The 24,007-nt window shown below is 50.9% G+C and carries 19 protein-coding genes and 2 pseudogenes; 12 read left to right on the top strand and 9 right to left on the bottom strand.

The genetic code is table 11. From position 1 onward, the window contains the following. Positions 1–13: 13 nt before the first annotated feature. The gene (locus FEM44_RS11160) at positions 14–988 is read left to right on the top strand and encodes a LysR family transcriptional regulator (RefSeq protein ID WP_130206642.1); all 975 of its coding nucleotides are present in this window, start codon (positions 14–16) and stop codon (positions 986–988) included. Here the strand turns inward: FEM44_RS11160 and FEM44_RS11155 are convergent. Together FEM44_RS11155 and FEM44_RS11150 are read right to left on the bottom strand one after the other, a co-directional pair. Further along, positions 985–2,121: an HlyD family secretion protein gene (locus FEM44_RS11155; RefSeq protein ID WP_138158996.1), complete on the bottom strand. Its 1,137-nt coding sequence runs from the start codon at positions 2,119–2,121 to the stop codon at positions 985–987. The genes FEM44_RS11160 and FEM44_RS11155 overlap by 4 nt on opposite strands. 5 nt (positions 2,122–2,126) lie before the next feature. After that, on the bottom strand, positions 2,127–2,450 hold the full coding sequence (locus tag FEM44_RS11150) for a DUF3302 domain-containing protein (RefSeq protein ID WP_130258353.1): 324 nt from the start codon (positions 2,448–2,450) through the stop codon (positions 2,127–2,129). A 182-nt stretch (positions 2,451–2,632) separates the two neighbouring features. Between FEM44_RS11150 and FEM44_RS11145 the strand changes: the two genes are divergently transcribed. Then, on the top strand, positions 2,633–2,947 hold the full coding sequence (locus FEM44_RS11145; RefSeq protein WP_135523859.1) for a hypothetical protein: 315 nt from the start codon (positions 2,633–2,635) through the stop codon (positions 2,945–2,947). Positions 2,948–3,168: 221 nt separating this feature from the next. Here the strand turns inward: FEM44_RS11145 and aldB are convergent, their stop codons facing one another. From aldB to FEM44_RS11120, 5 genes are all read right to left on the bottom strand, one after another. Next, positions 3,169–4,707: an aldehyde dehydrogenase AldB gene (aldB, locus tag FEM44_RS11140; protein ID WP_135523858.1), complete on the bottom strand. Its 1,539-nt coding sequence runs from the start codon at positions 4,705–4,707 to the stop codon at positions 3,169–3,171. 164 nt (positions 4,708–4,871) lie between these two features. Then, positions 4,872–6,023, bottom strand: coding sequence for an L-threonine dehydrogenase (gene yiaY, locus FEM44_RS11135; RefSeq protein ID WP_000741515.1), 1,152 nt, complete (start codon positions 6,021–6,023; stop codon positions 4,872–4,874). 189 nt (positions 6,024–6,212) lie between these two features. Further along, positions 6,213–8,057 carry a selenocysteine-specific translation elongation factor gene (gene selB, locus FEM44_RS11130; protein WP_135523857.1) on the bottom strand — a complete coding sequence of 615 codons (1,845 nt, stop codon included), beginning with the start codon at positions 8,055–8,057 and terminating at the stop codon, positions 6,213–6,215. Continuing rightward, complete coding sequence (selA, locus tag FEM44_RS11125; RefSeq protein WP_135523856.1) at positions 8,054–9,445, bottom strand: L-seryl-tRNA(Sec) selenium transferase; 1,392 nt, start codon at positions 9,443–9,445, stop codon at positions 8,054–8,056. Before selA ends, selB begins: the two co-directional genes overlap by 4 nt. 97 nt (positions 9,446–9,542) lie before the next feature. After that, a complete protein-coding gene (locus FEM44_RS11120) occupies positions 9,543–10,151 on the bottom strand; it encodes a glutathione S-transferase (protein WP_000779792.1) in 609 nt (202 codons plus the stop codon). 228 nt (positions 10,152–10,379) lie between these two features. Between FEM44_RS11120 and FEM44_RS11115 the strand changes: the two genes are divergently transcribed. From FEM44_RS11115 to FEM44_RS11085, 7 genes and pseudogenes are all read left to right on the top strand, one after another. Continuing rightward, positions 10,380–14,363: an RHS repeat-associated core domain-containing protein gene (locus FEM44_RS11115; RefSeq protein WP_138158994.1), complete on the top strand. Its 3,984-nt coding sequence runs from the start codon at positions 10,380–10,382 to the stop codon at positions 14,361–14,363. Continuing rightward, on the top strand, positions 14,363–14,689 hold the full coding sequence (gene ybfB, locus FEM44_RS11110) for a protein YbfB (protein ID WP_135522442.1): 327 nt from the start codon (positions 14,363–14,365) through the stop codon (positions 14,687–14,689). The genes FEM44_RS11115 and ybfB overlap by 1 nt, the downstream gene beginning before the upstream one ends. A gap of 231 nt (positions 14,690–14,920) precedes the next feature. Next, entirely contained in the window at positions 14,921–15,694 is a 774-nt protein-coding gene (locus FEM44_RS11105) for an ISAs1 family transposase (protein WP_171022602.1), read from the top strand. 13 nt (positions 15,695–15,707) lie between these two features. After that, a complete protein-coding gene (locus tag FEM44_RS11100; protein ID WP_135522441.1) occupies positions 15,708–16,184 on the top strand; it encodes a sel1 repeat family protein in 477 nt (158 codons plus the stop codon). 65 nt (positions 16,185–16,249) lie between these two features. Beyond that, positions 16,250–16,378, top strand: a pseudogene (locus FEM44_RS11095) (IS630 family transposase); the annotation flags it as partial. 135 nt (positions 16,379–16,513) lie between these two features. Further along, positions 16,514–16,753 (top strand): annotated as a pseudogene (locus FEM44_RS11090) (transposase family protein); the annotation flags it as partial. A 112-nt stretch (positions 16,754–16,865) separates the two neighbouring features. Next, on the top strand, positions 16,866–18,002 hold the full coding sequence (locus tag FEM44_RS11085) for an ISAs1 family transposase (RefSeq protein WP_138158992.1): 1,137 nt from the start codon (positions 16,866–16,868) through the stop codon (positions 18,000–18,002). An 86-nt stretch (positions 18,003–18,088) separates the two neighbouring features. On the opposite strand, the gene FEM44_RS11080 is transcribed toward FEM44_RS11085, so the two are convergent. After that, positions 18,089–19,225: an HlyD family secretion protein gene (locus tag FEM44_RS11080; protein WP_135523849.1), complete on the bottom strand. Its 1,137-nt coding sequence runs from the start codon at positions 19,223–19,225 to the stop codon at positions 18,089–18,091. 2 nt (positions 19,226–19,227) lie between these two features. Then, on the bottom strand, positions 19,228–19,590 hold the full coding sequence (locus FEM44_RS11075; RefSeq protein WP_135523848.1) for a DUF3302 domain-containing protein: 363 nt from the start codon (positions 19,588–19,590) through the stop codon (positions 19,228–19,230). 536 nt (positions 19,591–20,126) lie between these two features. Here FEM44_RS11075 and mtlA point away from each other — a divergent pair. The 3 genes from mtlA (at position 20,127) to mtlR (ending at position 24,005) form a co-directional block, all read left to right on the top strand. Further along, the gene (gene mtlA, locus FEM44_RS11070; RefSeq protein ID WP_000093249.1) at positions 20,127–22,040 is read left to right on the top strand and encodes a PTS mannitol transporter subunit IICBA; all 1,914 of its coding nucleotides are present in this window, start codon (positions 20,127–20,129) and stop codon (positions 22,038–22,040) included. A 229-nt stretch (positions 22,041–22,269) separates the two neighbouring features. Next, entirely contained in the window at positions 22,270–23,418 is a 1,149-nt protein-coding gene (mtlD, locus tag FEM44_RS11065; RefSeq protein WP_135523847.1) for a mannitol-1-phosphate 5-dehydrogenase, read from the top strand. Continuing rightward, complete coding sequence (gene mtlR / locus FEM44_RS11060; RefSeq protein ID WP_135523846.1) at positions 23,418–24,005, top strand: mannitol operon repressor MtlR; 588 nt, start codon at positions 23,418–23,420, stop codon at positions 24,003–24,005. Before mtlD ends, mtlR begins: the two co-directional genes overlap by 1 nt. Positions 24,006–24,007 lie beyond the last annotated feature (2 nt).

Below are 24,007 nucleotides of genomic sequence, written 5' to 3'. Positions count from 1 at the left end.
TTGGACTGTTGCGATGACAAAATTACAACTCAAGTACCGGGAGTTAAAAATTATCTCGGTAATCGCTGCCAGTGAAAATATCAGCCATGCGGCTACCGTACTTGGCATCGCGCAGGCCAATGTTAGTAAATATCTTGCTGATTTTGAATCAAAAGTTGGCTTAAAGGTCTTTGACAGAACCACACGGCAATTGATGCTGACGCCTTTTGGCACCGCGCTATTGCCGTACATTAATGATATGCTCGACAGAAACGAGCAGCTTAATAATTTTATTGCAGATTATAAGCATGAGAAACGTGGTCGGGTTACCATCTACGCACCAACTGGCATTATTACCTATTTATCCAAACACGTTATCGACAAAATTAAAGATATCGGTGAAATCACTTTATCGCTAAAAACCTGCAATCTTGAGCGCAACGCCTTTTATGAAGGTGTCGAATTTCCCGATGATTGTGATGTTTTAATCAGCTACGCGCCACCAAAAGATGAATCGCTGGTTGCCAGTTTTATTACGCAATATGCAGTAACCGCCTATGCCAGCCAAACTTATCTTGAGAAACACCCCATTAGCCGACCAGACGAACTTGAACATCACTCCTGTATTTTGATCGACTCGATGATGATCGATGACGCGAATATCTGGCGCTTCAACGTCGCCGGAAGTAAAGAAGTACGTGATTATCGTGTTAAGGGAAATTACGTCTGTGACAATACTCAGTCGGCGCTGGAGCTGGCGCGAAATCACCTGGGGATTGTGTTTGCGCCAGACAAAAGTGTGCAGAGCGACCTGCAAGACGGCACGCTGATCCCCTGCTTTCAGCAACCGTATGAATGGTGGCTGGATCTGGTGGCTATCTTCCGTAAACGGGAATACCAGCCCTGGCGGGTCCAGTATGTGTTGGACGAGATGCTGCGTGAAATACGCCACCAGCTTGCTCAGTCGCAGCAACTGCGGCCTGAACAAGCGGCGGAAAACAAAGATTAATGGTCGAGATAAAGGTAATGCACCCAGCTGGTCATGCGTAACAGCACTTTGCGCATAACCGAAACATGGCTGAAATGATCGGAATAGACCGCCACCTGGGCGTAAATACCGTCTGGTAAAGCGCTCAAATCAGTATGCTCATCCAGCTCAATAGTCGCGATAACGCCATCTGAACCCGGCGCTGTGTTTAACGACTGTAAGGTGCCGGTCGACTGATAAGCCCCGCCGGGAACAGCTGGACTGATGGCTGCCAGCTTACCGCTGAAGACCTTACCTGGCAGGGCATTAAACACCACTTCCGCATCATCGCCGGGGGCCAGGCGCAGCAAGGAGTTCTGGCGGAACTGCGCCACAATTTGTCGTTTCTGATCGGGTATAAACACCATTACCGGACGCAGCGGCAGCGACGCGGCATACGTTCCTGGACGAATCAGTACCTGAGTCACGTAACCGTCGCTCGGCGCACGCACTACCGTCTGCTCAAGGTTATATTTTGCTTCCGCAAGCTGCGCTTTCAGGCTGGCGATTTGTGAATGTTCCCCCAACACCAGGCTATCCAGTTGGCTCTGGATCTGTTTTTGTTCCGCCGCCGATGACTTCACTGAGGCTTCCTGCGCCAGATAATTTTGCCGCGCCACATCGATATCCCGTTCTGAAAACGGGTTTACTTTCGCCTGGCTGCCGCGTGCGTAACGCTGATACTCTTTAGCGAATTTATCCCGCGTGGCCTTTGCCTGCTGGGTATTCGCCGCCATCTCATCTAACTCTGCGCCCAATGCCCGCTGCTTATGTTCTGCGGTGACGGTATCCGCCATCAGCCGATCTACCCGTGCCTGATAACGCGTCGGGTCCAGTCGGAACAGCACCTCACCTTTTTTAATCAACGTATTTTTCTTGTCCGTCACTTCAATTACTACACCCGTCACCTGCGGAACAACCGGAATGGAAATAACCGCTTTTTGCGCTTTAAAGGTGTATGGATGGTTATAGTTCATTAATAGAATTAAGCCGCTGACAATAAATATGCCGCCCAGTGCCGCAGTAGGGATGGTCCATTTATTCACGGGGATTTTAAAAATCTTAAACATTGCCCATGCGAAAGCCACATAGGTCAGAATAATCAGTAAATCCATAAATATTACTCGGTAGAAGGAGCTTTCATGTCGGCGAGCTGTTTCTCCAGCCCGGCAATGCGCTGTTGCAGTTGCATAACGGATGAATCATGGCTTTGCATTCCCCATCCCCGCTCCGGGCGGTAAAGCGTGGCCCAAATCCACAAAAAAGGCCAGATAACGTGCAGCGTAAACAAACTCACCCAACCGGCAACATGAATGGCATCGGCATGAGGATGATTACGTTTTTTCGCTATCAGGTAGGGAATATCATGTAAAATAATAATCCCATAGAAGATCACCAGAAATACAAAAATAAGCACTCCCAGTGCAAAATAATCCAGGAACATATTTCCCTCAGAGAATATACAAAAGAACAATTAACGCATATTATGAAATACCATGATGCAGGGCAATTTCCTTATTTATATAACGACATATTGTTTTTTATATACTTTCTGAAGTGTGCTGCCTGGCTTTTCAACAGGTCGAGGCTTATCATATTGAAATAATGGAACTATTGGCCAAACTAATGAATAACTCCAGTAAAACATCCATAGTACAGATTAAGCGTATTAAACCTTCAATTATCTACCGTTTATTATTGATTGGTCTCGGAACACCAATGGTGATTTACGGCCTGGTTTGCGGCGTTTTAGGCATGTTTGGCTACGACCAGGTGAGATGGAACGACACCGTGATCCACGGCCTGCTGGCCCTGCCTGCGGGATTGCTTGCAGGCCTGTCAGTCAGTGTGTTCCTCACCGTGGTGATTGGCACTATCGCTTGTTTTGGTTTGTGGTTGTACAGCCTGGTTCGCCCGCTCACCATCGAAACACGAGATTAAACTCCTGGCAAAACACGCCCCAGAAACGCACTTCTGTTGGCGTAGTCTGGGTTATTGCGCACGTAGGTTTTTGTAACAACGTGCGCTTTGTTTATGCCGGATGCGGCGTGTACGCCTTATCCGGCCTACGGTCAGGTGTAAACATATCCCCCCCGTAGGCATGATAAGACACGTAAGCGTCGCATCAGGCAATGAATACCCGATGCGACCAGCTTTTTACATCAGAACAGCCCCAACGGTTTATCCGAGTAGCTCACCAGCAGACACTTGGTTTGCTGATAATGCTCCAGCATCATCTTATGGGTTTCGCGTCCGATGCCCGACTGTTTGTAGCCACCAAACGCTGCGTGTGCCGGGTAGGCGTGATAACAGTTGGTCCACACACGTCCGGCCTGAATGCCGCGCCCCATCTTATAGGCCAGATTGCCGTTACGACTCCAGACGCCTGCACCCAGGCCATATTGTGTGTCGTTCGCCAGCTCCAGCGCCTCGTCCATCGTTTTAAAGGTGGTTACCGCCAGCACCGGGCCAAATATCTCTTCCTGGAACACACGCATATTGTTCTGACCAAACAGAATCGTCGGTTCGAGGTAGTAGCCGTCTTTCAGTTCCCCTTCCAGCAGCTTACGCCGCCCGCCGGTAAGCACATCCGCCCCCTCTTTTTTACCGATATCAATGTAATTGAGGATGGTTTCCAGTTGCCCGTGAGAAACCTGTGCACCCATTTGCGTCACGCTGTCGAGCGGGTTACCGCTACGAATGCTTTCAACACGACGGATGGCGCGTTCCATAAAGCGTTCGTAGATAGACTCCTGCACTAAAGCACGGCTTGGGCAGGTACAGACTTCGCCCTGGTTGAAAGCGAACAGCGCAAAGCCCTCCAGCGCCTTATCGAAGAAAGCATCTTCTTCATCCATCACATCAGCAAAGAATATATTTGGCGACTTACCGCCCAGCTCCAGCGTCACCGGAATAATGTTCTGCGTGGCGTACTGCATAATTTGCTGGCCGACTTCCGTTGAGCCAGTAAATGCCACTTTGGCAATACGTTTTGAAGTTGCCAGATATTCACCGATTTCGCCGCCCGCGCCGTTGACCACGTTCACCACACCTGGCGGCAGTAAATCACCGACGATTTCCATTAGCAGCAGTACTGAAAGCGGGGTAAGTCGTGCGGGTTTCAGCACTACGCAGTTGCCCGCTGCCAGCGCAGGAGCCATTTTCCAGCTCGCCATCAGCAGCGGGAAGTTCCACGGGATAATCTGCCCCACCACGCCTAACGGTTCGTGGAAGTGATAAGCCACGGTTTCGCTATCGACTTCACTGATCCCACCTTCCTGCGCCCGAATACACGAGGCGAAATAGCGGAAATGGTCAATCGCCAGCGGCACATCGGCAGCACTGGTTTCGCGGATGGGTTTGCCGTTATCCCAGGTTTCTGCGGTCGCTAACAGCTCCAGGTTTTGCTCCATCCGATCGGCAATCTTAAACAGAATCGCCGCACGATCCTGTACCGAGGTATGCGCCCATTTATCTTTCACTTTATGCGCAGCATCCAGCGCCAGATCGATATCGCGTTTGCCAGAAGACGCCACTTCGCACAGTAGCTGCCCGGTCACCGGCGTCAGGTTCTGGTAATACTCGCCATCGGCGGGTGCTACCCATTCGCCGCCGATAAAGTTGTCATAGCGGGATTTTAACTTGAGGGGGAAACCATACTCGCCGGGCTTAATCTGTGCTGAAGGGGGATTGTTGGTCATGGTAGTCTCCTTGCGGTGTGAGGTATAACAAGGGTAGACGTGACTGGCGAAATCTTCGCCAGTCGGTAACAGCTTTACGACGGCTATCACGAATTTACGGGCAAGGATTACAGAGATAGTTGAAAAAGCGGCTGACAATTTGCCAGCCGTTGTGGGGATGATGATTACATCGCAGCGCGATAAATCGCTACAATTTCTTCGTGAGTTGCCTGAATCGGGTTAGTAAATCCGCAGGCATCTTTCAGGGCATTGGTCGCCAGTACCGCGAAATCTTCTTCTTTCACGTTCAGGTCGCGCAGACCTGCCGGAATATCGACTTTCTTCGCCAGTTCGCGGATAGCGTTAATGCAGGCTTCTGCACCTTCCGCGTCGTTTTTACCTGTCACATTCACACCCATCGCAGCAGCGCAGTCACGCAGACGTGCGGCGGCTACTTTGCTGTTGAATACCTGAACGTGCGGCAGCAGAACGGCGTTACATACACCGTGCGGCAGATTGTAGAAACCACCTAACTGGTGCGCCATCGCATGAACATAACCCAAAGAGGCATTGTTGAACGCCATACCGGCGAGGAACTGGGCATAAGCCATCGCTTCACGCGCTTTCGCATTGCTGCCATCTTCTACGGCTAACGGCAGGTTTTCGGCAATCATGGTCACGGCTTTCAGTGCACAAGCGTCAGTGATCGGCGTTGCGGCAATAGACACATACGCTTCGATAGCGTGTGTTAAGGCATCCATACCCGTTGCGGCGGTCAGCGACTTCGGCATACCGATCATCAGAGAGGAGTCATTGACAGAAAGCAGCGGAGTCACGTGTTTATCCACAATCGCCATTTTGATGTGACGTGCTTCGTCAGTGATAATGCAGAAACGGGTCATTTCAGACGCGGTACCCGCCGTGGTGTTGATGGCAATCATCGGCAACTGCGGTTTTGCAGAGCGGTCAACGCCTTCGTAATCGCGAATATCACCGCCGTTGGCTGCCACCAGCGCAATGCCTTTCGCACAGTCGTGCGGAGAACCACCACCTAAGGAAATCACGCTATCGCAATTATTTTCTTTCAGCAGTTTGAGACCTGCGGCGACGTTTTCCGTGGTTGGGTTAGGCTGGGTGCCATCATAAATAACGCTAAAAATATTGCGTTCTTCCAGTGCTTTTTGCACATCGCCCGCCATACCTAATTTCGTTAAAATATTGTCAGTAACAATTAATGTACGGGTAAATCCATAGTCTGCCATCATATTCATTGCGTCAGTCAATGAATCGGCACCAATGACATTCACTGAAGGAATAAAAAAGGTTGAAGCTGCCATAAAACACTCCTGGAAGAGTAAAAAAGGGCTGGCAGATTACAAAGTATTTTCATTCGAAAATATGATCGACATTAGAGTTTATTAAAATATTTTTAATAAAAAGCACGTTACATTCATCAAATAACGTGCTTCCTTAATATCAATAAAAATTTTGTATTAATTCATATTTATTATGAATTAATCATTTCCTTATTTTTCGGGAAATAATAATGCATCTCGCAATAAATGATCATTTCCACGACGCCGCGTAAAACCAATGCGGTCAAAATATTCCAGAATTTGAATTGCCAGCTTTCGGCCTACACCTAAGCGATCGCGGAAATCCGCCGCACAGGTCGAGCCACACTCCTGATCGAGATCGCGGATCATATTGGCAAATTCGACAATCCGATCGTTACGGTAATAACGATCTTTAACGATCGCCGTAATTATCCCCTGCTGCGCCGCCTGGCGTAGTGTCAGGCGCATTGCCTGTTCGTCAGTTCCCGTCTCTTTTGCCAGGTCACGCACCCACCAAGGCTCGTTACCAAACAGCGGCTCTACTTTTTGCCAGATGGCCTGCTGCTCTTCGCTGAATCCCGCTTTGTGATCCGGCAGATGCAGCCAGCCGTGGTGGCTGTGGATGTCGCCGCTTTCGCGCATCTTTTCAATCAGCAACAGCACCAGTGCTTCATCTTCCATCGGCAACGCCATGCGCCGCAGACGCTCGCGTCCTAGACCAGGTTCATCACGATGTTGCTCATGATAAGTTGCCAGTGTGTCGAGAATTTTACGTTGCCAGCGGGCGGCAACTGGAGCGTTCAACAAACTGTAACCAGCCTGAATATAGCCCGGCTGTTGCAGCAGTTCGCGCATCCCTTCGCCGTTGAGCTGACGCGCCCAGGCGAAATCGGCAAGGTTAACCGCACCGCGCTCCAGATGTACGGTCAGTGCGTCGGCATCGCTTTGTGTGCGTGCCAGTGACGCCAGCCATTGCAGATATTCCGGCTTACGTTTACCGCGACGCGGCGGGTTAAGCATCACCACGCGCGCCCCCGCCAACGTGTTGCGGGCAGAGATATCGCGCAGCACTAAGCGATCGTTATCCGCCAGCCACAGCGGCGTGTCGAACACCAGTTCGGCAAGGTTATCTTCCAGCAGCGAAACGCGTCCCGTAACGTGGCTGGCGGCGTGGTGAATATGCAGCGGCTGCCACTGGGTCAGCGGCGTATGGGTTTGTAACTCGACAATCACTCGTGTGAACGGCTCTGGCGGCACATCGGCAAGCAGCCAGTCGCCACGGTTAATCTGTTCTTTTTCCGCATCACCAGCGATGTTAAGCGCGATACGCTGCCCGGCATGGGCGGTTTCTGTTGGCTGGTTTTGCGCATGCAGCGCACGCACGCGCATCGGTTTATTTACACCAGTCAGCCATAGTGAATCGCCTACCTTCACTTCCCCGCTTAACGCCGTACCGGTCACCACCAGCCCGGCACCTTTTACGGTAAATGCGCGGTCGATAGCGAGGCGGAAACTATGTTGGCTGGCGTGTTCGCGTTCCGGCAACTGAAGCAGATGTTCGCGCAGGGCATCAATTCCCCGTCCTTCGGTCGCTGCGGTGATAAACAGTTTTGCCTCAGCAAAACCGTATTCCCGCAGCACCTCCTTTACCTGGCGTTCAACCTCATCAACACGCGCTTCGTCCACGCGATCGGCTTTAGTCAGGGCCACTGTCAGCATCGGGTTACCGGTAAGCTGCAAAATCGCCAGATGCTCACGGGTCTGTGCCATCACGCCGTCATCACACGCCACCACCAGCAACGCGTGATCGATACCACCAACGCCCGCCAGCATGTTGGAAAGAAATTTTTCATGACCGGGAACGTCGATAAATCCAGGCACGCGTCCATCCGGCTGCGGCCAGTAGGCATAGCCGAGATCGATAGTCATACCGCGCTTTTTTTCTTCCGGCAGACGGTCGGCATTTACACCAGTAATCGCCTGCAATAAGGTCGTTTTGCCGTGGTCAACGTGTCCGGCAGTCGCAATAATCATTTCAACAACATCTCCATAAACCGTTGCTCATCTTCAAGGCAGCGTAAATCCAGCCACAATCGCCCGTCGTAAATACGTCCAATCACCGGAACTGGCAATTCACGCCAGCGGGCGGCTAATGCCTCAAGGTGGCTGCCGCGTCCGTCATGGGGTGTAAACGTTAATGCCGCGCTCGGCAGGCGATCAACCGGCAGCGAACCACTGCCAATCTGCGACAAGCATGGCATAACCTGTACCGCAAACTCCGCGCCGTAATGTGCGGCAAGGGGAGCCTGTAACCGTTGCGCCTGGATTTGAATGACCTCTGCGCTGCGGGTAAGCAGACGCAGGGTCGGTAATTTTTCGCTCAGTGCTTCAGGGTGTAAATAAAGACGCAACGTGGCTTCCAGCGCCGCGAGGGTCATTTTATCCGCGCGTAATGCACGTTTCAGCGGATGGCTTTGCAGGCGAGCAATCATCTCTTTTTTACCAACGATGATCCCTGCCTGCGGCCCGCCTAACAGCTTGTCGCCAGAGAAGCTCACCAGGCTGACGCCCGCCGCAATCAACTCCTGCGGCATCGGCTCTTTCGGCAAACCGTACTGGCTAAGATCGACCAGCGAACCACTGCCTAAATCAGTCACCACGGGAACATCCAGCTCTTTGCCGAGCGCCACCAGTTCCGCTTCGTCTATCGCTTTAGTGAACCCCTGAATGCTGTAATTACTGGTATGTACCTTCATCAACAGCGCAGTATTTTCATTCACCGCCTGACGATAATCATTCGCGTGCGTGCGGTTGGTCGTCCCCACTTCATGCAGGGTGCAGCCCGCCTGGCGCATTACGTCAGGAATACGAAACGCGCCGCCAATCTCCACCAGTTCGCCGCGAGACACCACCACTTCTTTACCGCTGGCAGTTGCTGCCAACATCAGCAGCACCGCTGCCGCATTGTTATTGACGATACAGGCATCTTCTGCGCCGGTGATGCGACATAACAACTGTGCCAGCGCACGATCGCGATGCCCGCGTCCGGCGTCATCCAGATCATATTCCAGCGTCACCGGCAAACGCATAACTTGCGTAACAGCCTCAACCGCCGCTTCCGCCTGCAATGCCCGCCCAAGGTTCGTATGCAGCACGGTTCCCGTCAGGTTGATCACCGGACGCAGCGCGCTCTGTGCCTCTTTCGCCAGACGAGCATTAACCTCTTGCGCCCAGTTTTCACACCATGCAGGCAGCAACTGGCTGTCGCGAATCATTTCCCGCGCTTCGTCGAGCATCTGACGCAGCAGCTCCACGACACGGGTATGGCCATAAGTATCACGCAAAGAAAGGAAGGAGCTATCACGCAATAAGCGATCGATAGCTGGAAGCTGACTATAGAGGGAACGCGTTTCGGTTGTCATAGGAAACCAGGCTCATCAAGGCCCTCTCGCACGGAGAAGGGCGTTTAACATAACCACGGATTGTAACGTGAGATGGGTCAGGAGGACATATCGCGCATCAAGCCTTTGGCGGTTCGGTGCGAGCGAAGCTTTCGCGGCTAAACAGGTTTTCGACCAGTTTGACTAAGTGTGGGCGGTCCACACACCAGCCCGGCGCAACGCGGCGGAAATTGAGATATCCGACGGCACAGGCAATGGCGATAGTCGCCAGATTGACCGTATCGGTTTTGAGCGTGCCATCGACCAGATATCCTTCCAGCACATCCAGACTGCGGTTGATTTTCTCCCGCTGGCGTAACAATTCATCTTCAGACTGCTGCGCCGCCGGACGCGCCTGTTCGCGCACCGACACCAGCCCGGCATCCATAATGCCATCCGCCAGCGCCTCAATTTTACGCACTCGCAGCGACTCCAGCGGATCGCGTGGCAACATCGCCGGAGCGACATTCATTAATTCAATATATTCGGCGATGATCGGCGAATCAAACCAGCATTCGCCCTCTTCGGTCACCAGCACCGGCACTTTCCCTAACGGGTTAAATTGCGCCACGCCGTTGTCCGCGTTATAGGGCAGTTCATTAATAAATTCGAAAGTTATGCCCTTTTCTAACAACAGAATAGAAAGTTTGCGTACAAACGGGCTGGTGTAGCTACCGACGAGTTTCATGCCGAGTCCTTTGTGCGAGGAAAAATATCAGTATGGCCTGGCGATTGGAAAAAAGGCAGGGAATGTTGATATTTTGTTATTTTTAAGGAAAGCACATATTTATCATGGTGATATAAATATTTTCCTAATTGTTCTTATCTGACAGATATCTCACTTAAGGCTTTCTTATAAGTCGGTAGGGTTTTGCCTGGAAGCAGACAAATAACCCAATAAAACAAGGATGAGCAGATGAGCGGAAAACCGGCGGCGCGTCAGGGCGACATGACGCAGTATGGCGGTAGCATTGTCCAGGGTTCAGCCGGGGTGCGCATCGGTGCCCCCACCGGCGTGGCCTGTTCGGTGTGCCCCGGCGGGGTGACATCCGGTCATCCGGTCAATCCGCTGCTCGGCGCAAAAGTCCTTCCCGGCGAGACGGACATCGCCCTGCCCGGCCCGCTGCCGTTCATCCTCTCCCGCACCTACAGCAGTTACCGGACAAAAACGCCCGCGCCGGTGGGGCTCCCCGGCCCCGGCTGGAAAATGTCTGCGGATATCCTCTTACAGCTGCGCGATAACACACTGATACTCAGTGATAACGGCGGCAGAAGCCTGTATTTTGAGCACCTGTTTCCCGGTGAGGACGGTTACAGCCGCAGCGAATCACTGTGGCTGGTGCGCGGCGGCGTGGCGATACTGGAGGAAGGCCACCGGCTGGCCGCACTCTGGCAGGCGCTGCCGGAAGAACTCCGCTTAAGTCCGCATCGTTATCTGGCAACGAACAGTCCGCAGGGACCGTGGTGGCTGCTCGGCTGGTGTGAGCGGGTGCCGGAGGCGGATGAGGTGCTGCCCGCGCCGCTGCCGCCGTACCGGGTGCTGACCGGGCTGGTGGACCGCTTCGGGCGCACACAGACGCTCCACCGCGAAGCCGCCGGCGAATTCAGCGGCGAAATCACCGGCGTGACGGATGGGGCCGGGCGTCACTTCCGGCTGGTACTGACCAGCCAGGCGCAGCGGGCAGAAGAGGCCCGGCAGCAGGCCACTTCCGGCGGGGCGGAACCGTCCGTTTTTCCTGATACCCTGCCGGGCTACACGGAATATGGCCGGGATAACGGTATCCGTCTGTCTGCCGTGTGGCTGACGCACGACCCGGAATACCCGGAGAATTTACCTGCCGCACCGCTGGTGCGCTATGGCTGGACGCCGCGCGGCGAACTGGCGGCGGTGTATGACCGCAGCGGCACACAGGTGCGCAGCTTTACTTACGATGATAAATACCGGGGCCGGATGGTGGCGCACCGTCACGCAGGCCGACCGGAAATCCGTTACCGTTACGACAGCGACGGGCGGGTGACAGAACAGCTAAACCCGGCAGGCTTAAGCTACACGTATCAGTATGAGAAAAACCGCATCACCATCACCGACAGCCTGGACCGCCGTGAAGTCCTGCATACCGCAGGCGAAGGCGGGCTGAAGCGGGTGGTGAAAAAGGAACACGCGGACGGCAGCGTCACGCAGAGTCAGTTTGACGCCGTGGGCAGACTTAAGGCACAGACAGATGCCGCAGGCCGGGTAACAGAATACAGCCCGGATGTGGTGACGGGGCTTGTCACACACATCACCACGCCGGATGGCAGGGCATCGGCATTTTACTATAACCACCACAACCAGTTAACGTCAGCCACCGGGCCTGACGGGCTGGAAATACGCCGGGAATATGATGAATTCGGCCGTCTGATTCAGGAAACTGCCCCTGACGGCGATATCACCCGCTACCGTTATGATAATCCACACAGTGACTTACCCTGCGCAACGGAAGATGCCACCGGCAGCCGGAAAACCATGACGTGGAGCCGTTACGGTCAGTTGCTGACCTTCACCGACTGTTCCGGTTATGTAACCCGTTATGACCATGACCGCTTCGGGCAGGTGACGGCGGTGCACCGCGAGGAAGGCCTGAGTCAGTACCGCGCATATGACAGCCGTGGACAGTTAATTGCTGTGAAAGACACGCAGGGCCATGAAACGCGGTATGAATACAACACAGCCGGTGACCTGACCGCCATCATCGCGCCGGACGGCAGCAGAAACGGGGCACAGTACGATGCGTGGGGAAAGGCCATCCGCACCACGCAGGGCGGGCTGACGCGCAGTATGGAATACGATGCTGCCGGACGGGTCATCCGCCTGACCAGTGAAAACGGCAGCCACACCACCTTCCGTTACGATGTACTCGACCGGCTGATACAGGAAACCGGCTTTGACGGTCGCACACAGCGTTATCACCACGACCTGACCGGTAAACTTACCCGCAGCGAGGATGAGGGGCTTATAACCCTCTGGCATTACGATGACGCTGACCGCCTCACGCACCGCACCGTGAATGGCGAAACCGCAGAGCAGTGGCAGTATGACGAACGCGGCTGGCTGACAGATATCAGCCATATCAGCGAAGGGCACCGGATGGCGGTGCATTGCGGATATGACAGTAAAGGCCGCCTGCACCGGGAAACGCTGCGCAGCTTCAGCCGTTATGAACTCACCACCGCTTACACCCCTGCCGGGCAGTTACAGAGCCAGCACCTGAACAGCCTGCTGTCTGACCGCGATTACACCTGGAACGACAACGGCGAACTCATCCGCATCAGCAGCCCGCGACAGACGCGGCGCTACAGCTACAGCGCCACCGGCAGGCTGACCGGCGTCCACACCACCGCAGCGAATCTGGATATCCGCATCCCTTACGCCACGGACCCGGCAGGTAACCGCCTGCCCGACCCGGAGCTGCACCCGGACAGCACCCTCAGCATGTGGCCGGATAACCGTATCGCCCGTGACGCTCACTACCTTTACCGGTATGACCGTCACGGCAGGCTGACGGAGAAAACCGACCTCATCCCGGAAGGGGTTATCCGCACGGATGATGAGCGGACCCACCGGTACCATTACGACAGCCGGCACCGGCTGGTGCACTACACACGGACACAATATGCAGAGCCGCTGGTCGAAAGTCGCTATCTTTACGACCCGCCGGGCCGCAGGGTGGCAAAACGGGTGTGGCGGCGTGAACGGGACCTGACGGGCTGGATGTCGCTGTCACGGAAACCGGAAGTGACCTGGTATGGCTGGGACGGCGACCGGCTGACCACGATACAGAACGACAGAACCCGCATCCAGACGGTATACCTGCCGGGAAGTTTCACGCCACTCATCAGGGTTGAAACCGCCACCGGTGAACTGGTGAAAACGCAGCGCCGCAGCCTGGCGGATGCCCTTCAGCAGTCCGGCGGTGAAGACGGTGGTGATGTGGTGTTCCCGCCGGTGCTGGTGCAGATGCTCGACCGGCTGGAAAGTGAAATCCTTGCTGACCGGGTGAGTGAGGAAAGCCGCCGCTGGCTGGCACAGTGCGGCCTGACGGTGGAGCAGATGCAAAACCAGATGGACCCGGTGTACACGCCGGCGCGAAAAATCCACCTGTACGACTGCGACCATCGCGGCCTGCCGCTGGCGCTTATCAGCCCTGACGGGGCAACAGCGTGGTACGCAGAATACGATGAATGGGGCAACCTGCTGAGTGAGGATAACCCGCAGCAGCTGCAGCAGCTCATCCGCCTGCCGGGGCAGCAGTATGATGAGGAGTCCGGCCTGTATTATAACCGCCACCGCTATTATGACCCGCTGCAGGGGCGGTATATCACTCAGGATCCGATTGGGCTGAAGGGAGGATGGAATTTTTATCAGTATCCGTTGAATCCGATCTCAAATATAGATCCATTAGGATTAGAAACACTAAAATGCATTAAGCCACTGCATTCAATGGGTGGAACTGGTGAAAGAAGCGGGCCGGATATATGGGGGAATCCGTTCTATCATCAATATCTTTGTGTCCCAGATGGTAAAGGGGACTATACTTGTGGTGGCCAAGACCAACGGGGAGAATCAAAAGGAGATGGTCTATGGGGGCCTGGTAAAGCAAGTAATGACACAAAAGAATCTGCTGGCCGTTGTGACCTCGTTGAAACCGATAATAGTTGTGTGGAGAACTGTTTAAAAGGGAAGTTTAAAGAGGTAAGACCGCGTTATTCTGTATTGCCTGATATATTCACACCTATAAATTTAGGGCTATTTAAAAACTGCCAAGACTGGTCTAATGATTCTTTAGAAACATGTAAGATGAAGTGCTCCGGAAATAATATTGGACGCTTTATTAGATTTGTATTCACCGGGGTGATGTAATGAAATGCATTATTTTTTCATTCAGAGCTATATGGCTGGCGTTATCACTTTTAATACTATTCTTTTCCATGCATAGACTTTCACTATTAGACTCCACCCGTGATGTGAGTGAGTTAATTAGTCTCATGTCTTATGGAATGATGGTAATATGTTTTCCAACAGGCATAGTATTCTTTATCGCTCTAATATTTATAGGGAGTGCTTCAGACATTATTGGCTTAAGAATTGATAGTAAGTATATTATGGCGATAATAATATGGCTTTATTTTCTGTCAGGAGGGTATATTCAATGGTTTGTATTAAGTAAGCGCATTATAAACAAATAAATTAAGTTAATTGCTCTTATTATTATATGTAACCTGGACATTGATATCCCGTATGCAACAGACCCGGCGGGAAACCGGCTGCCCGACCAGGGAAAGATCATCAGAAGTACACTTTCTGTACTAAATAATTCGCATTTTATGTTTAAAAATTGAGACATTCCTCATTACCTAAAGCTGTTTTTTATTGCTTATACATGATCAAATACTCCTTACATAATTAAGGAGAACAAAATGGAACTTAAAAAATTGATGGAACATATTTCTGTTATCCCCGATTACAGACAAGCCTGGAAAGTGGAACATAAATTATCGGATATTCTACTGTTGACTATTTGTGCCGTTATTTCTGGTGCGGAAGGTTGGGAAGATATAGAGGATTTTGGGGAAACTCATCTCGATTTTTTAAAACAATATGGTGATTTTGAAAATGGTATTCCTGTTCACGATACCATTGCCAGAGTTGTATCCTGTATCAGCCCTGCAAAGTTTCATGAGTGCTTTATTAACTGGATGCGTGATTGTCATTCTTCAGATGATAAAGACGTCATTGCAATTGATGGAAAAACGCTCCGGCACTCTTATGACAAGAGTCGCCGCAGGGGAGCGATTCATGTCATTAGTGCGTTCTCAACAATGCACAGTATGGTCATCGGACAGATCAAGACGGATGAGAAATCTAATGAGATTACAGCTATCCCTGAACTTCTTAACATGTTGGATATTAAAGGAAAAATTATCACAACTGATGCGATGGGTTGCCAGAAAGATATTGCAGAGAAGATACAAAAACAGGGAGGTGATTATTTATTCGCTGTAACGTGGGATAATAATACTCCTCTTTTTAATACGATCCAAACAGGACTTACGGATAATATCTCGGCAATTGACACAAGTAATAATGTCATAACTGGTAATAATATGGGCCGCTGGATAACGTTTGGACCTTCAGGCCAACCCATTTCTTCCACTCCTGGCAAAGTTATGAGACCAAGTGATATAAAATAACAAAGGTGGCAACATGAAGCGTTTTTTATTTATTCTGATTGCAAATATTTTCTTTTTCTCTTGTGGTTCATATGGAGGTGCCCCCCCCACTGTTAAACTTCATAACATTGAAATAAGCTCAACATCTGAATCATTTAATTTAAGTGAAAATCAAAGATATGAATTTGATATTAAATCTGAGGGCGGGGATGGTGATGCGTCATATCGATTACATCAATATTATACATATGTTTACTTTAATATACCCAAGCAAATTAAATATCTGGCAAGGGCTGCATCTCAAGGAAATATCACAGCGCAATATAATTATGCTATGATTCTATCCTCAGAGGAGGACGATTCCTATTTAAAATATTATAATTTAGATAATGCAATTAATTGGCTGAAAATGGCTGCCTCACATGGTTATATTAAAGCCGAAGTTGAATTGCTAAGGCTTGAAAGACTAAAAGAAACTATGAGATTAGGGAAAGATCATCCAATGCCGTAGGCACAAAGATGCAAGGCAAGATATTTTTCATATTATAAGCATAATGTTGTGAAAAGCGGGGCTGCGATTGTATTAAAGCCATTCTTCTGGCTTCTGAAGGCTGAAATTCAGTCATAATTACTCAGGCTCTGCGCCTGCATCAGACCACCGTTGATCACCATATCCATGAGTTTATGAATAAAGGGCAGGGAAAGATCACGCAACGCTGCTTTTTTGTACTAAATAATTCGAACTAAATATTCAATAATTGAGATATTCCTTATTACCTAAAGCTGTTTTCCATTGCTTATACATGATCAAATACTCCTTACATAATTAAGGAGAAAAAAATGGAACTTAAAAAATTGATGGAACATATTTCTATTATCCCCGATTACAGACAAGCCTGGAAAGTGGAGCATAAATTGTCAGATATTCTACTGTTGACTATTTGTGCCGTTATTTCTGGTGCAGAAGGTTGGGAAGATATAGAGGATTTCGGGGAAACACATCTCGATTTTTTGAAGCAATATGGTGATTTTGAAGCAGCTATGGACACAGGGAAAGATCACGTAACGCTGATTTTTTGTACTAAATGATTCGCATTTTATGTTCAATAATTGAGACATTCCTCATTACCTAAAGCTGTTTTTTATTGCTTATACATGATCAAATACTCCTTACATAATTAAGGAGAACAAAATGGAACTTAAAAAATTGATGGAACATATTTCTGTTATCCCCGATTACAGACAAGCCTGGAAAGTGGAACATAAATTGTCGGATATTCTACTGTTGACTATTTGCGCCGTTATTTCTGGTGCAGAAGGTTGGGAAGATATAGAGGATTTTGGGGAAACTCATCTCGATTTTTTAAAACAATATGGTGATTTTGAAAATGGTATTCCTGTTCACGATACCATTGCCAGAGTTGTATCCTGTATCAGCCCTGCAAAGTTTCATGAGTGCTTTATTAACTGGATGCGTGATTGTCATTCTTCAGATGATAAAGACGTCATTGCAATTGATGGAAAAACGCTCCGGCACTCTTATGACAAGAGTCGCCGCAGGGGAGCGATTCATGTCATTAGTGCGTTCTCAACAATGCGCAGTCTGGTCATCGGACAGATCAAGACGGATGAGAAATCTAATGAGATTACAGCTATCCCTGAACTTCTTAACATGTTGGATATTAAAGGAAAAATCATCACAACTGATGCGATGGGTTGCCAGAAAGATATTGCAGAGAAGATACAAAAACAGGGAGGTGATTATTTATTCGCTGTAAAAGGAAACCAGGGACGGCTAAATAAAGCCTTCGAGGAAAAATTCCCACTGAAAGAATTAAATAATCCAGAGCATGACAGTTACGCAATTAGTGAAAAGAGTCACGGTAGAGAAGAAACCCGTCTTCATCTTGTTTGCGACGTCCCTGATGATCTTATTGATTTCACGTTTGAATGGAAAGGGCTGAAAAAATTATGCGTGGCAGTCTCATTTCGCTCAATAATAGCAGAAAAAAAGAAAGAGCCAGAAATGATGGTCAGATATTATATCAGCTCTGCTGATTTAAGCGCAGAGAAGTTTGCGACAGCGATCCGAAATCACTGGCATGTGGAGAATAAGCTGCACTGGCGTCTGGACGTGGTAATGAATGAAGATGACTGCAAAATAAGAAGAGGGAACGCAGCGGAATTATTTTCAGGGATAAGACATATTGCGATTAATATTTTGACGAATCATAAGGTATTCAAGGCAGGGCTAAGACGTAAGATGCGAAAAGCAGCCATGGACAGAGGCTACCTCGCGTCAGTCCTTGCGGGGTGCGGGCTTTCGTAATCTTGCCCTGGCTATGGACAGAAACTATCTGGCGTCAGTCCTTGCGGGGAGCGGACTTTCGTAATCTTACCCTGCCCCCTTCCCCCTCAATGATCCAAATAAAGATAATGCATCCAACTGGTCATTCTCAGCAGTACCTTCCGCATCACCGAAACATGGCTGAAATGGTCGGAGTAAACTGCTACCTGGGCGTAGATACCGTCGGGTAAGGCGTCGATATCAGCGTTAGGGTCGAGTTCAATGGTTCCCAGCACACCGTCCGTTCCGGGTATAACCGTCAATGATTGCAGTACCCCCTGCGCCTGATACGAACCGCCAGGCACCACCGGCAAGATGCTGGTCAGTTTGCCGTGAAATACCTGCCCCGGCAGAGCGTTAAATACGACTTCCGCATCATCACCGGGTTTCAGACGTAACAGCGAGTTTTGCCGGAACTGGGCGACGATTTGCCGTTTTTGCTCAGGGATGAAGACCATCACCGGACGTAACGGCAAGGCAGCTGCGTATGTACCTGGGCGGATCAGTACCTGAGTAACGTAGCCGTTGCTCGGCGCGCGAATGACGGTCTGCTCAAGGTTATATTTCGCTTCGGTCAGTTGCGCCCTTAAGCTGACAATCTGCGACTGCTCGCCGTTGACCATGCTGTCGAGCTGGCTCTGGATCTGTGCCTGCTCCGCCACCGAGCCTTTCACTAACGCATCCTGCGCGAGAAAATTTTGCCGCGCGTCGTCGATATCACGTTCCGAGAACGGATTCACCGCCGCCTGGCTGCCTTTCAGGTAACGTTGATAATTTTTAAACAGCCGATCGCGCTCCGCTGAAACCTGAGTGGTGTTAGCCTGCGCTTCAGTGAGCTGCGCCCGCAGCGTTTTGATGTTATGCGTCGCCGTCATCAGATCAGCCTGAAGTCTGTCGACCCGCGCCTGATAACGTACCGGGTCGAGCTTAAAAAGCACTTCACCCTTTTGAATAAGCTGATTATTTTTGTCGGTAACTTCAGTCACGATCCCCGTTACCTGTGGTGTGATAGGAATAGCTATCACTGCCTTTTGCGCGGTAAAAGTGTAAGGATGGTTGTAGTTCATCAATAAAATCAAGCCACTCACCAGGAATACGCCACCCAGCGCCGCCGTCGCCAACGTCCACTGATTCACCGGAATGCGGAAGATTTTAAAGACCGCCCACGCCAGCGCCACGTAAGTTAAAACAATTAACAGATCCATAATCAGATCTCCGGAAACGTGGAATAGTCAGTCTTTTTTTCGGCGGCGAGTTGGTGCTCCAGCCGGGAAATTCGATCAGAAAGCGCGGCAATTTCCGGGTCGGTCGCTTTCTCTTGCGGCGTAGCATGCGACTGCATGCCCCAGCCGCGCTCTGACTGGTAGAGCGTCGCCCAGATCCACAGGAACGGCCAGATTACATGCAGGGTAAACAGACTTACCCAGCCCGCCGTATGAATGGCGTCGGCGTGGGGATGGTTGCGCTTTTTGGCAATCAAATAGGGGATGTCATGTATCGCAATGATTCCATAAAAAATCACCAGAAAGACGAAGATCAGCACTCCCAACGCGAAGTAGTTTAGAAACATATCTGCCTCGGATTCACGCTTATCAGTGTTGTTTTTTGGCTGGCAGCCGTAAGGGAGTCAGGCTGATACTTTGACATTAATCCGCGTTTGCCAATCTCGCCATCACACCGAAGGATAATTTTAAAAGGCGATAAGTTGCTCAGTTACAAAACGGTCTTAAGGCAGAGTCAGAACATGCTGCAGATCACACTAGGTGAATTACCGAAGAAAATATCTTGTGATTCAGATCACAATAACTCAACAAACAACCAAAACAAAAATGTGATGTTATTCACATTTTAATGCCATTTTTAGCGAAAATCGCCGCCTTGTTGCTTTTTTACACAAGTATTTTGTGATGCACATCACGTCAATTACCTCTCTACCCCCTATATTTATGTGACTGATATCACACAAAAGGCCGTCGACTGGACAGTTAACCGATTCAGTGCCAGATTTCGCAGTATCTACAAGGTCCGGCTACCTCTGCCGCCACATTAACAAAAAACCTCGGGCTTCCAGCCTGCGCGACAGCAAACATAAGAAGGGGTGTTTTTATGTCATCCGATATTAAGATCAAAGTGCAAAGCTTTGGTCGTTTCCTCAGCAACATGGTGATGCCAAATATCGGCGCGTTTATCGCGTGGGGTATCATCACCGCGTTATTTATTCCAACAGGGTGGTTACCGAACGAAACGCTGGCGAAGCTGGTCGGGCCGATGATCACTTATCTCCTGCCGCTGCTGATCGGTTATACCGGTGGTAAGCTGGTAGGTGGCGAACGTGGCGGCGTAGTCGGTGCCATCACCACCATGGGCGTTATCGTCGGCGCAGATATGCCGATGTTCCTCGGTTCTATGATTGCAGGTCCGCTGGGTGGCTGGTGCATTAAGCACTTCGACCGCTGGGTAGACGGTAAGATCAAATCCGGTTTTGAGATGCTGGTGAATAACTTCTCCGCTGGCATCATCGGGATGATCCTCGCCATTCTGGCATTCCTCGGCATTGGTCCAATTGTTGAAGCCCTGTCCAAAATGCTGGCTGCGGGCGTTAACTTCATGGTTGTCCATGACATGCTGCCGCTGGCGTCTATCTTTGTTGAACCGGCGAAAATCCTGTTCCTCAACAACGCCATTAACCACGGTATCTTCTCGCCGTTGGGTATTCAGCAGTCCCATGAACTTGGCAAATCCATCTTCTTCCTGATTGAAGCGAACCCAGGTCCGGGTATGGGTGTTCTGCTGGCGTACATGTTCTTTGGTCGCGGTAGTGCGAAACAGTCTGCGGGCGGTGCGGCAATCATCCACTTCCTGGGCGGTATCCACGAAATTTACTTCCCGTATGTACTGATGAATCCGCGTCTGATCCTTGCTGTTATCCTCGGCGGTATGACTGGCGTGTTCACGCTGACTATCCTGGGCGGTGGTCTGGTTTCTCCGGCATCTCCGGGCTCTATCCTTGCGGTACTGGCGATGACGCCAAAAGGCGCTTACTTCGCTAACATCGCCGGGGTGTGTGCGGCAATGGCGGTCTCCTTCGTTGTCTCTGCCATTTTGCTGAAAACTAGCAAAGTAAAAGAAGAAGATGACATTGAAGCAGCAACTCGTCGTATGCAGGACATGAAAGCTGAATCTAAAGGCGCGTCTCCGCTGTCTGCTGGCGATGTGACTAACGATCTGAGCCACGTTCGTAAAATCATCGTTGCCTGTGACGCCGGTATGGGTTCCAGTGCGATGGGTGCAGGCGTGCTGCGTAAGAAAATTCAGGATGCCGGTCTGTCGCAGATTTCTGTTACTAACAGCGCGATCAACAACCTGCCGCCGGATGTGGATCTGGTCATCACTCACCGTGACCTGACCGAGCGCGCTATGCGCCAAGTTCCGCAGGCACAGCATATTTCGCTGACCAACTTCCTCGACAGCGGCCTGTACACCAGCCTGACCGAACGTCTGGTTGCTGCCCAGCGCCATACTGAAAACGAAGTGAAAGTGAAAGACAGCCTGAAAGACAGCTTTGACGATTCTAACGCCAACCTGTTTAAGCTCGGTGCGGAAAACATCTTCCTCGGTCGCAAAGCGGCAACCAAAGAAGAAGCGATTCGTTTTGCCGGTGAACAACTGGTGAAAGGCGGCTATGTTGAGCCGGAATACGTACAGGCGATGCTGGATCGTGAAAAACTGACCCCGACCTATCTGGGTGAGTCTATCGCAGTGCCGCACGGTACGGTTGAAGCGAAAGATCGCGTACTGAAAACGGGCGTGGTGTTCTGCCAGTACCCGGAAGGCGTGCGCTTCGGTGAAGAAGAAGATGACATTGCCCGTCTGGTAATTGGTATCGCTGCCCGTAACAACGAGCACATTCAGGTGATCACCAGTCTGACCAACGCGCTGGATGATGAGTCCGTCATCGAGCGTCTGGCACACACCACTAGTGTGGATGAAGTGCTGGAACTGCTGGCAGGTCGTAAGTAATCCAGGCCCACCCTCTCCTCATGGAGACGGTGGGGCTGATTGCCTGATGCGCTACGCTTATCAGGCCTACAAAACAAAGCGCAGTTTGTTGAATTTGCACGTTCTTGTAGGCCGGATAAGGCGTTTACGCCGCATCCGGCGCTGCCCCTCTCCTTATGGAGAGGGTTTGGGTGAGGGAAAAGCCTCACCCCAGCCCTCTTGGGTAAAAACATTGATGAAGGTTAATACTATGAAAGCATTACATTTTGGCGCAGGTAATATCGGTCGTGGCTTTATCGGTAAACTGCTGGCAGATGCGGGTATCCAACTAACGTTTGCCGATGTCAATCAGGTGGTACTTGATGCCCTGAATGCCCGTCATAGCTATCAGGTTCACGTTGTTGGCGAAACCGAGCAGGTGGATACCGTTTCCGGCGTTAATGCCGTCAGCAGCATTGGCGACGACGTGGTTGATTTAATCGCCCAGGTTGATTTAGTCACTACCGCCGTTGGCCCGGTTGTGCTGGAACGCATTGCTCCGGCAATCGCCAAAGGGCTGGTAAAACGTAAAGAGCAAGGTAATGAATCCCCACTGAACATCATCGCCTGTGAAAATATGGTACGCGGCACCACGCAACTGAAAGGCCATGTGATGAACGCCCTGCCAGAAGAAGCCAAAGCGTGGGTAGAAGAACACGTTGGCTTTGTCGATTCCGCCGTTGACCGTATCGTACCGCCTTCAGCGTCTGCAACGAATGATCCGCTGGAAGTCACTGTAGAAACCTTCAGCGAATGGATTGTCGATAAAACCCAGTTCAAAGGCACGCTGCCAAACATTCCTGGTATGGAGTTAACCGACAACCTGATGGCGTTTGTCGAACGTAAGCTCTTCACCCTGAATACGGGCCATGCTATAACCGCGTACCTCGGAAAACTGGCAGGTCATCAGACCATTCGTGATGCGATTCTCGACGAGAAAATCCGTGCGGTGGTAAAAGGGGCGATGGAAGAAAGCGGCGCAGTACTGATTAAGCGTTATGGCTTTGACGCCGACAAACACGCAGCGTACATCCAGAAAATCCTCGGTCGTTTTGAAAACCCGTATCTGAAAGATGATGTTGAGCGCGTAGGCCGTCAGCCGCTGCGTAAACTGAGTGCCGGCGACCGCCTGATCAAGCCGCTGCTGGGTACGCTGGAATATGGCTTGCCGCACAAAAATCTGATTGAAGGTATTGCTGCTGCAATGCACTTCCGCAGTGAAGATGATCCGCAAGCACAAGAACTGGCGGCGCTGATTGCCGACAAAGGCCCGCAGGCTGCGCTGGCGCACATTTCTGGGCTTGATGCCAACAGCGAGGTTGTCACCGAGGCGGTAACCGCTTATAACGCAATGCAATAATGGTGGACCAGGCGCAGGACTCCCTGCGCCCGAATAACAGATTGTCAGATATGCAGGCAACAATGGAACAAACCCAGGCCTTTGAAAACCGTGTGCTTGAGCGTCTGAATGCTGGCAAAACCGTGCGAAGCTTTCTGATTACCGCCGTCGATCTCCTGACCGAGGCGGTGAATCTTCTGGTGCTTCAGGTATTCCGCAAAGACGATTACGCGGTGAAGTATGCTGTAGAACCGTTACTCGACGGCGATGGTCCGCTGGGCGATCTGTCCGTGCGCTTAAAGCTGATTTATGGTCTTGGCGTCATTAGCCGCCATGAATATGAAGATGCGGAGCTGTTGATGGCACTGCGGGAAGAACTGAACCACGACGGCAACGAGTACGCGTTCACCGATGATGAAATTCTTGGGCCATTTGGCGAACTGCATTGTGTGGCGGCACTGCCTCCGCCGCCACAGTTTGAACCAACAGACTCCAGCTTGTATGCGATGCAAGTTCAACGCTATCAACAAGCTGTGCGATCAACAATGGTCCTTTCACTGACTGAGCTGATTTCCAAAATCAGCTTAAAAAAAGCCTTTCAAAAGTAAGC

It is taken from the genome of Escherichia sp. E4742 (genome assembly GCF_005843885.1).
In the GTDB taxonomy this organism is placed as follows: domain Bacteria; phylum Pseudomonadota; class Gammaproteobacteria; order Enterobacterales; family Enterobacteriaceae; genus Escherichia.
Note: the sequence above shows the minus strand (reverse complement) of the source record. Positions and strands in the feature narration are given on the sequence as shown.

Coding starts and splice junctions, on each gene's coding strand:
- FEM44_RS11160 (WP_130206642.1), top strand. CDS start 14: ATGACAAAATTACAACTCAAGTACCGGGAGTTAAAAATTATCTCGGTA.
- FEM44_RS11155 (WP_138158996.1), bottom strand. CDS start 2,121: ATGGATTTACTGATTATTCTGACCTATGTGGCTTTCGCATGGGCAATG.
- FEM44_RS11150 (WP_130258353.1), bottom strand. CDS start 2,450: ATGTTCCTGGATTATTTTGCACTGGGAGTGCTTATTTTTGTATTTCTG.
- FEM44_RS11145 (WP_135523859.1), top strand. CDS start 2,633: ATGAATAACTCCAGTAAAACATCCATAGTACAGATTAAGCGTATTAAA.
- aldB (WP_135523858.1), bottom strand. CDS start 4,707: ATGACCAACAATCCCCCTTCAGCACAGATTAAGCCCGGCGAGTATGGT.
- yiaY (WP_000741515.1), bottom strand. CDS start 6,023: ATGGCAGCTTCAACCTTTTTTATTCCTTCAGTGAATGTCATTGGTGCC.
- selB (WP_135523857.1), bottom strand. CDS start 8,057: ATGATTATTGCGACTGCCGGACACGTTGACCACGGCAAAACGACCTTA.
- selA (WP_135523856.1), bottom strand. CDS start 9,445: ATGACAACCGAAACGCGTTCCCTCTATAGTCAGCTTCCAGCTATCGAT.
- FEM44_RS11120 (WP_000779792.1), bottom strand. CDS start 10,151: ATGAAACTCGTCGGTAGCTACACCAGCCCGTTTGTACGCAAACTTTCT.
- FEM44_RS11115 (WP_138158994.1), top strand. CDS start 10,380: ATGAGCGGAAAACCGGCGGCGCGTCAGGGCGACATGACGCAGTATGGC.
- ybfB (WP_135522442.1), top strand. CDS start 14,363: ATGAAATGCATTATTTTTTCATTCAGAGCTATATGGCTGGCGTTATCA.
- FEM44_RS11105 (WP_171022602.1), top strand. CDS start 14,921: ATGGAACTTAAAAAATTGATGGAACATATTTCTGTTATCCCCGATTAC.
- FEM44_RS11100 (WP_135522441.1), top strand. CDS start 15,708: ATGAAGCGTTTTTTATTTATTCTGATTGCAAATATTTTCTTTTTCTCT.
- FEM44_RS11085 (WP_138158992.1), top strand. CDS start 16,866: ATGGAACTTAAAAAATTGATGGAACATATTTCTGTTATCCCCGATTAC.
- FEM44_RS11080 (WP_135523849.1), bottom strand. CDS start 19,225: ATGGATCTGTTAATTGTTTTAACTTACGTGGCGCTGGCGTGGGCGGTC.
- FEM44_RS11075 (WP_135523848.1), bottom strand. CDS start 19,590: ATGTTTCTAAACTACTTCGCGTTGGGAGTGCTGATCTTCGTCTTTCTG.
- mtlA (WP_000093249.1), top strand. CDS start 20,127: ATGTCATCCGATATTAAGATCAAAGTGCAAAGCTTTGGTCGTTTCCTC.
- mtlD (WP_135523847.1), top strand. CDS start 22,270: ATGAAAGCATTACATTTTGGCGCAGGTAATATCGGTCGTGGCTTTATC.
- mtlR (WP_135523846.1), top strand. CDS start 23,418: ATGGTGGACCAGGCGCAGGACTCCCTGCGCCCGAATAACAGATTGTCA.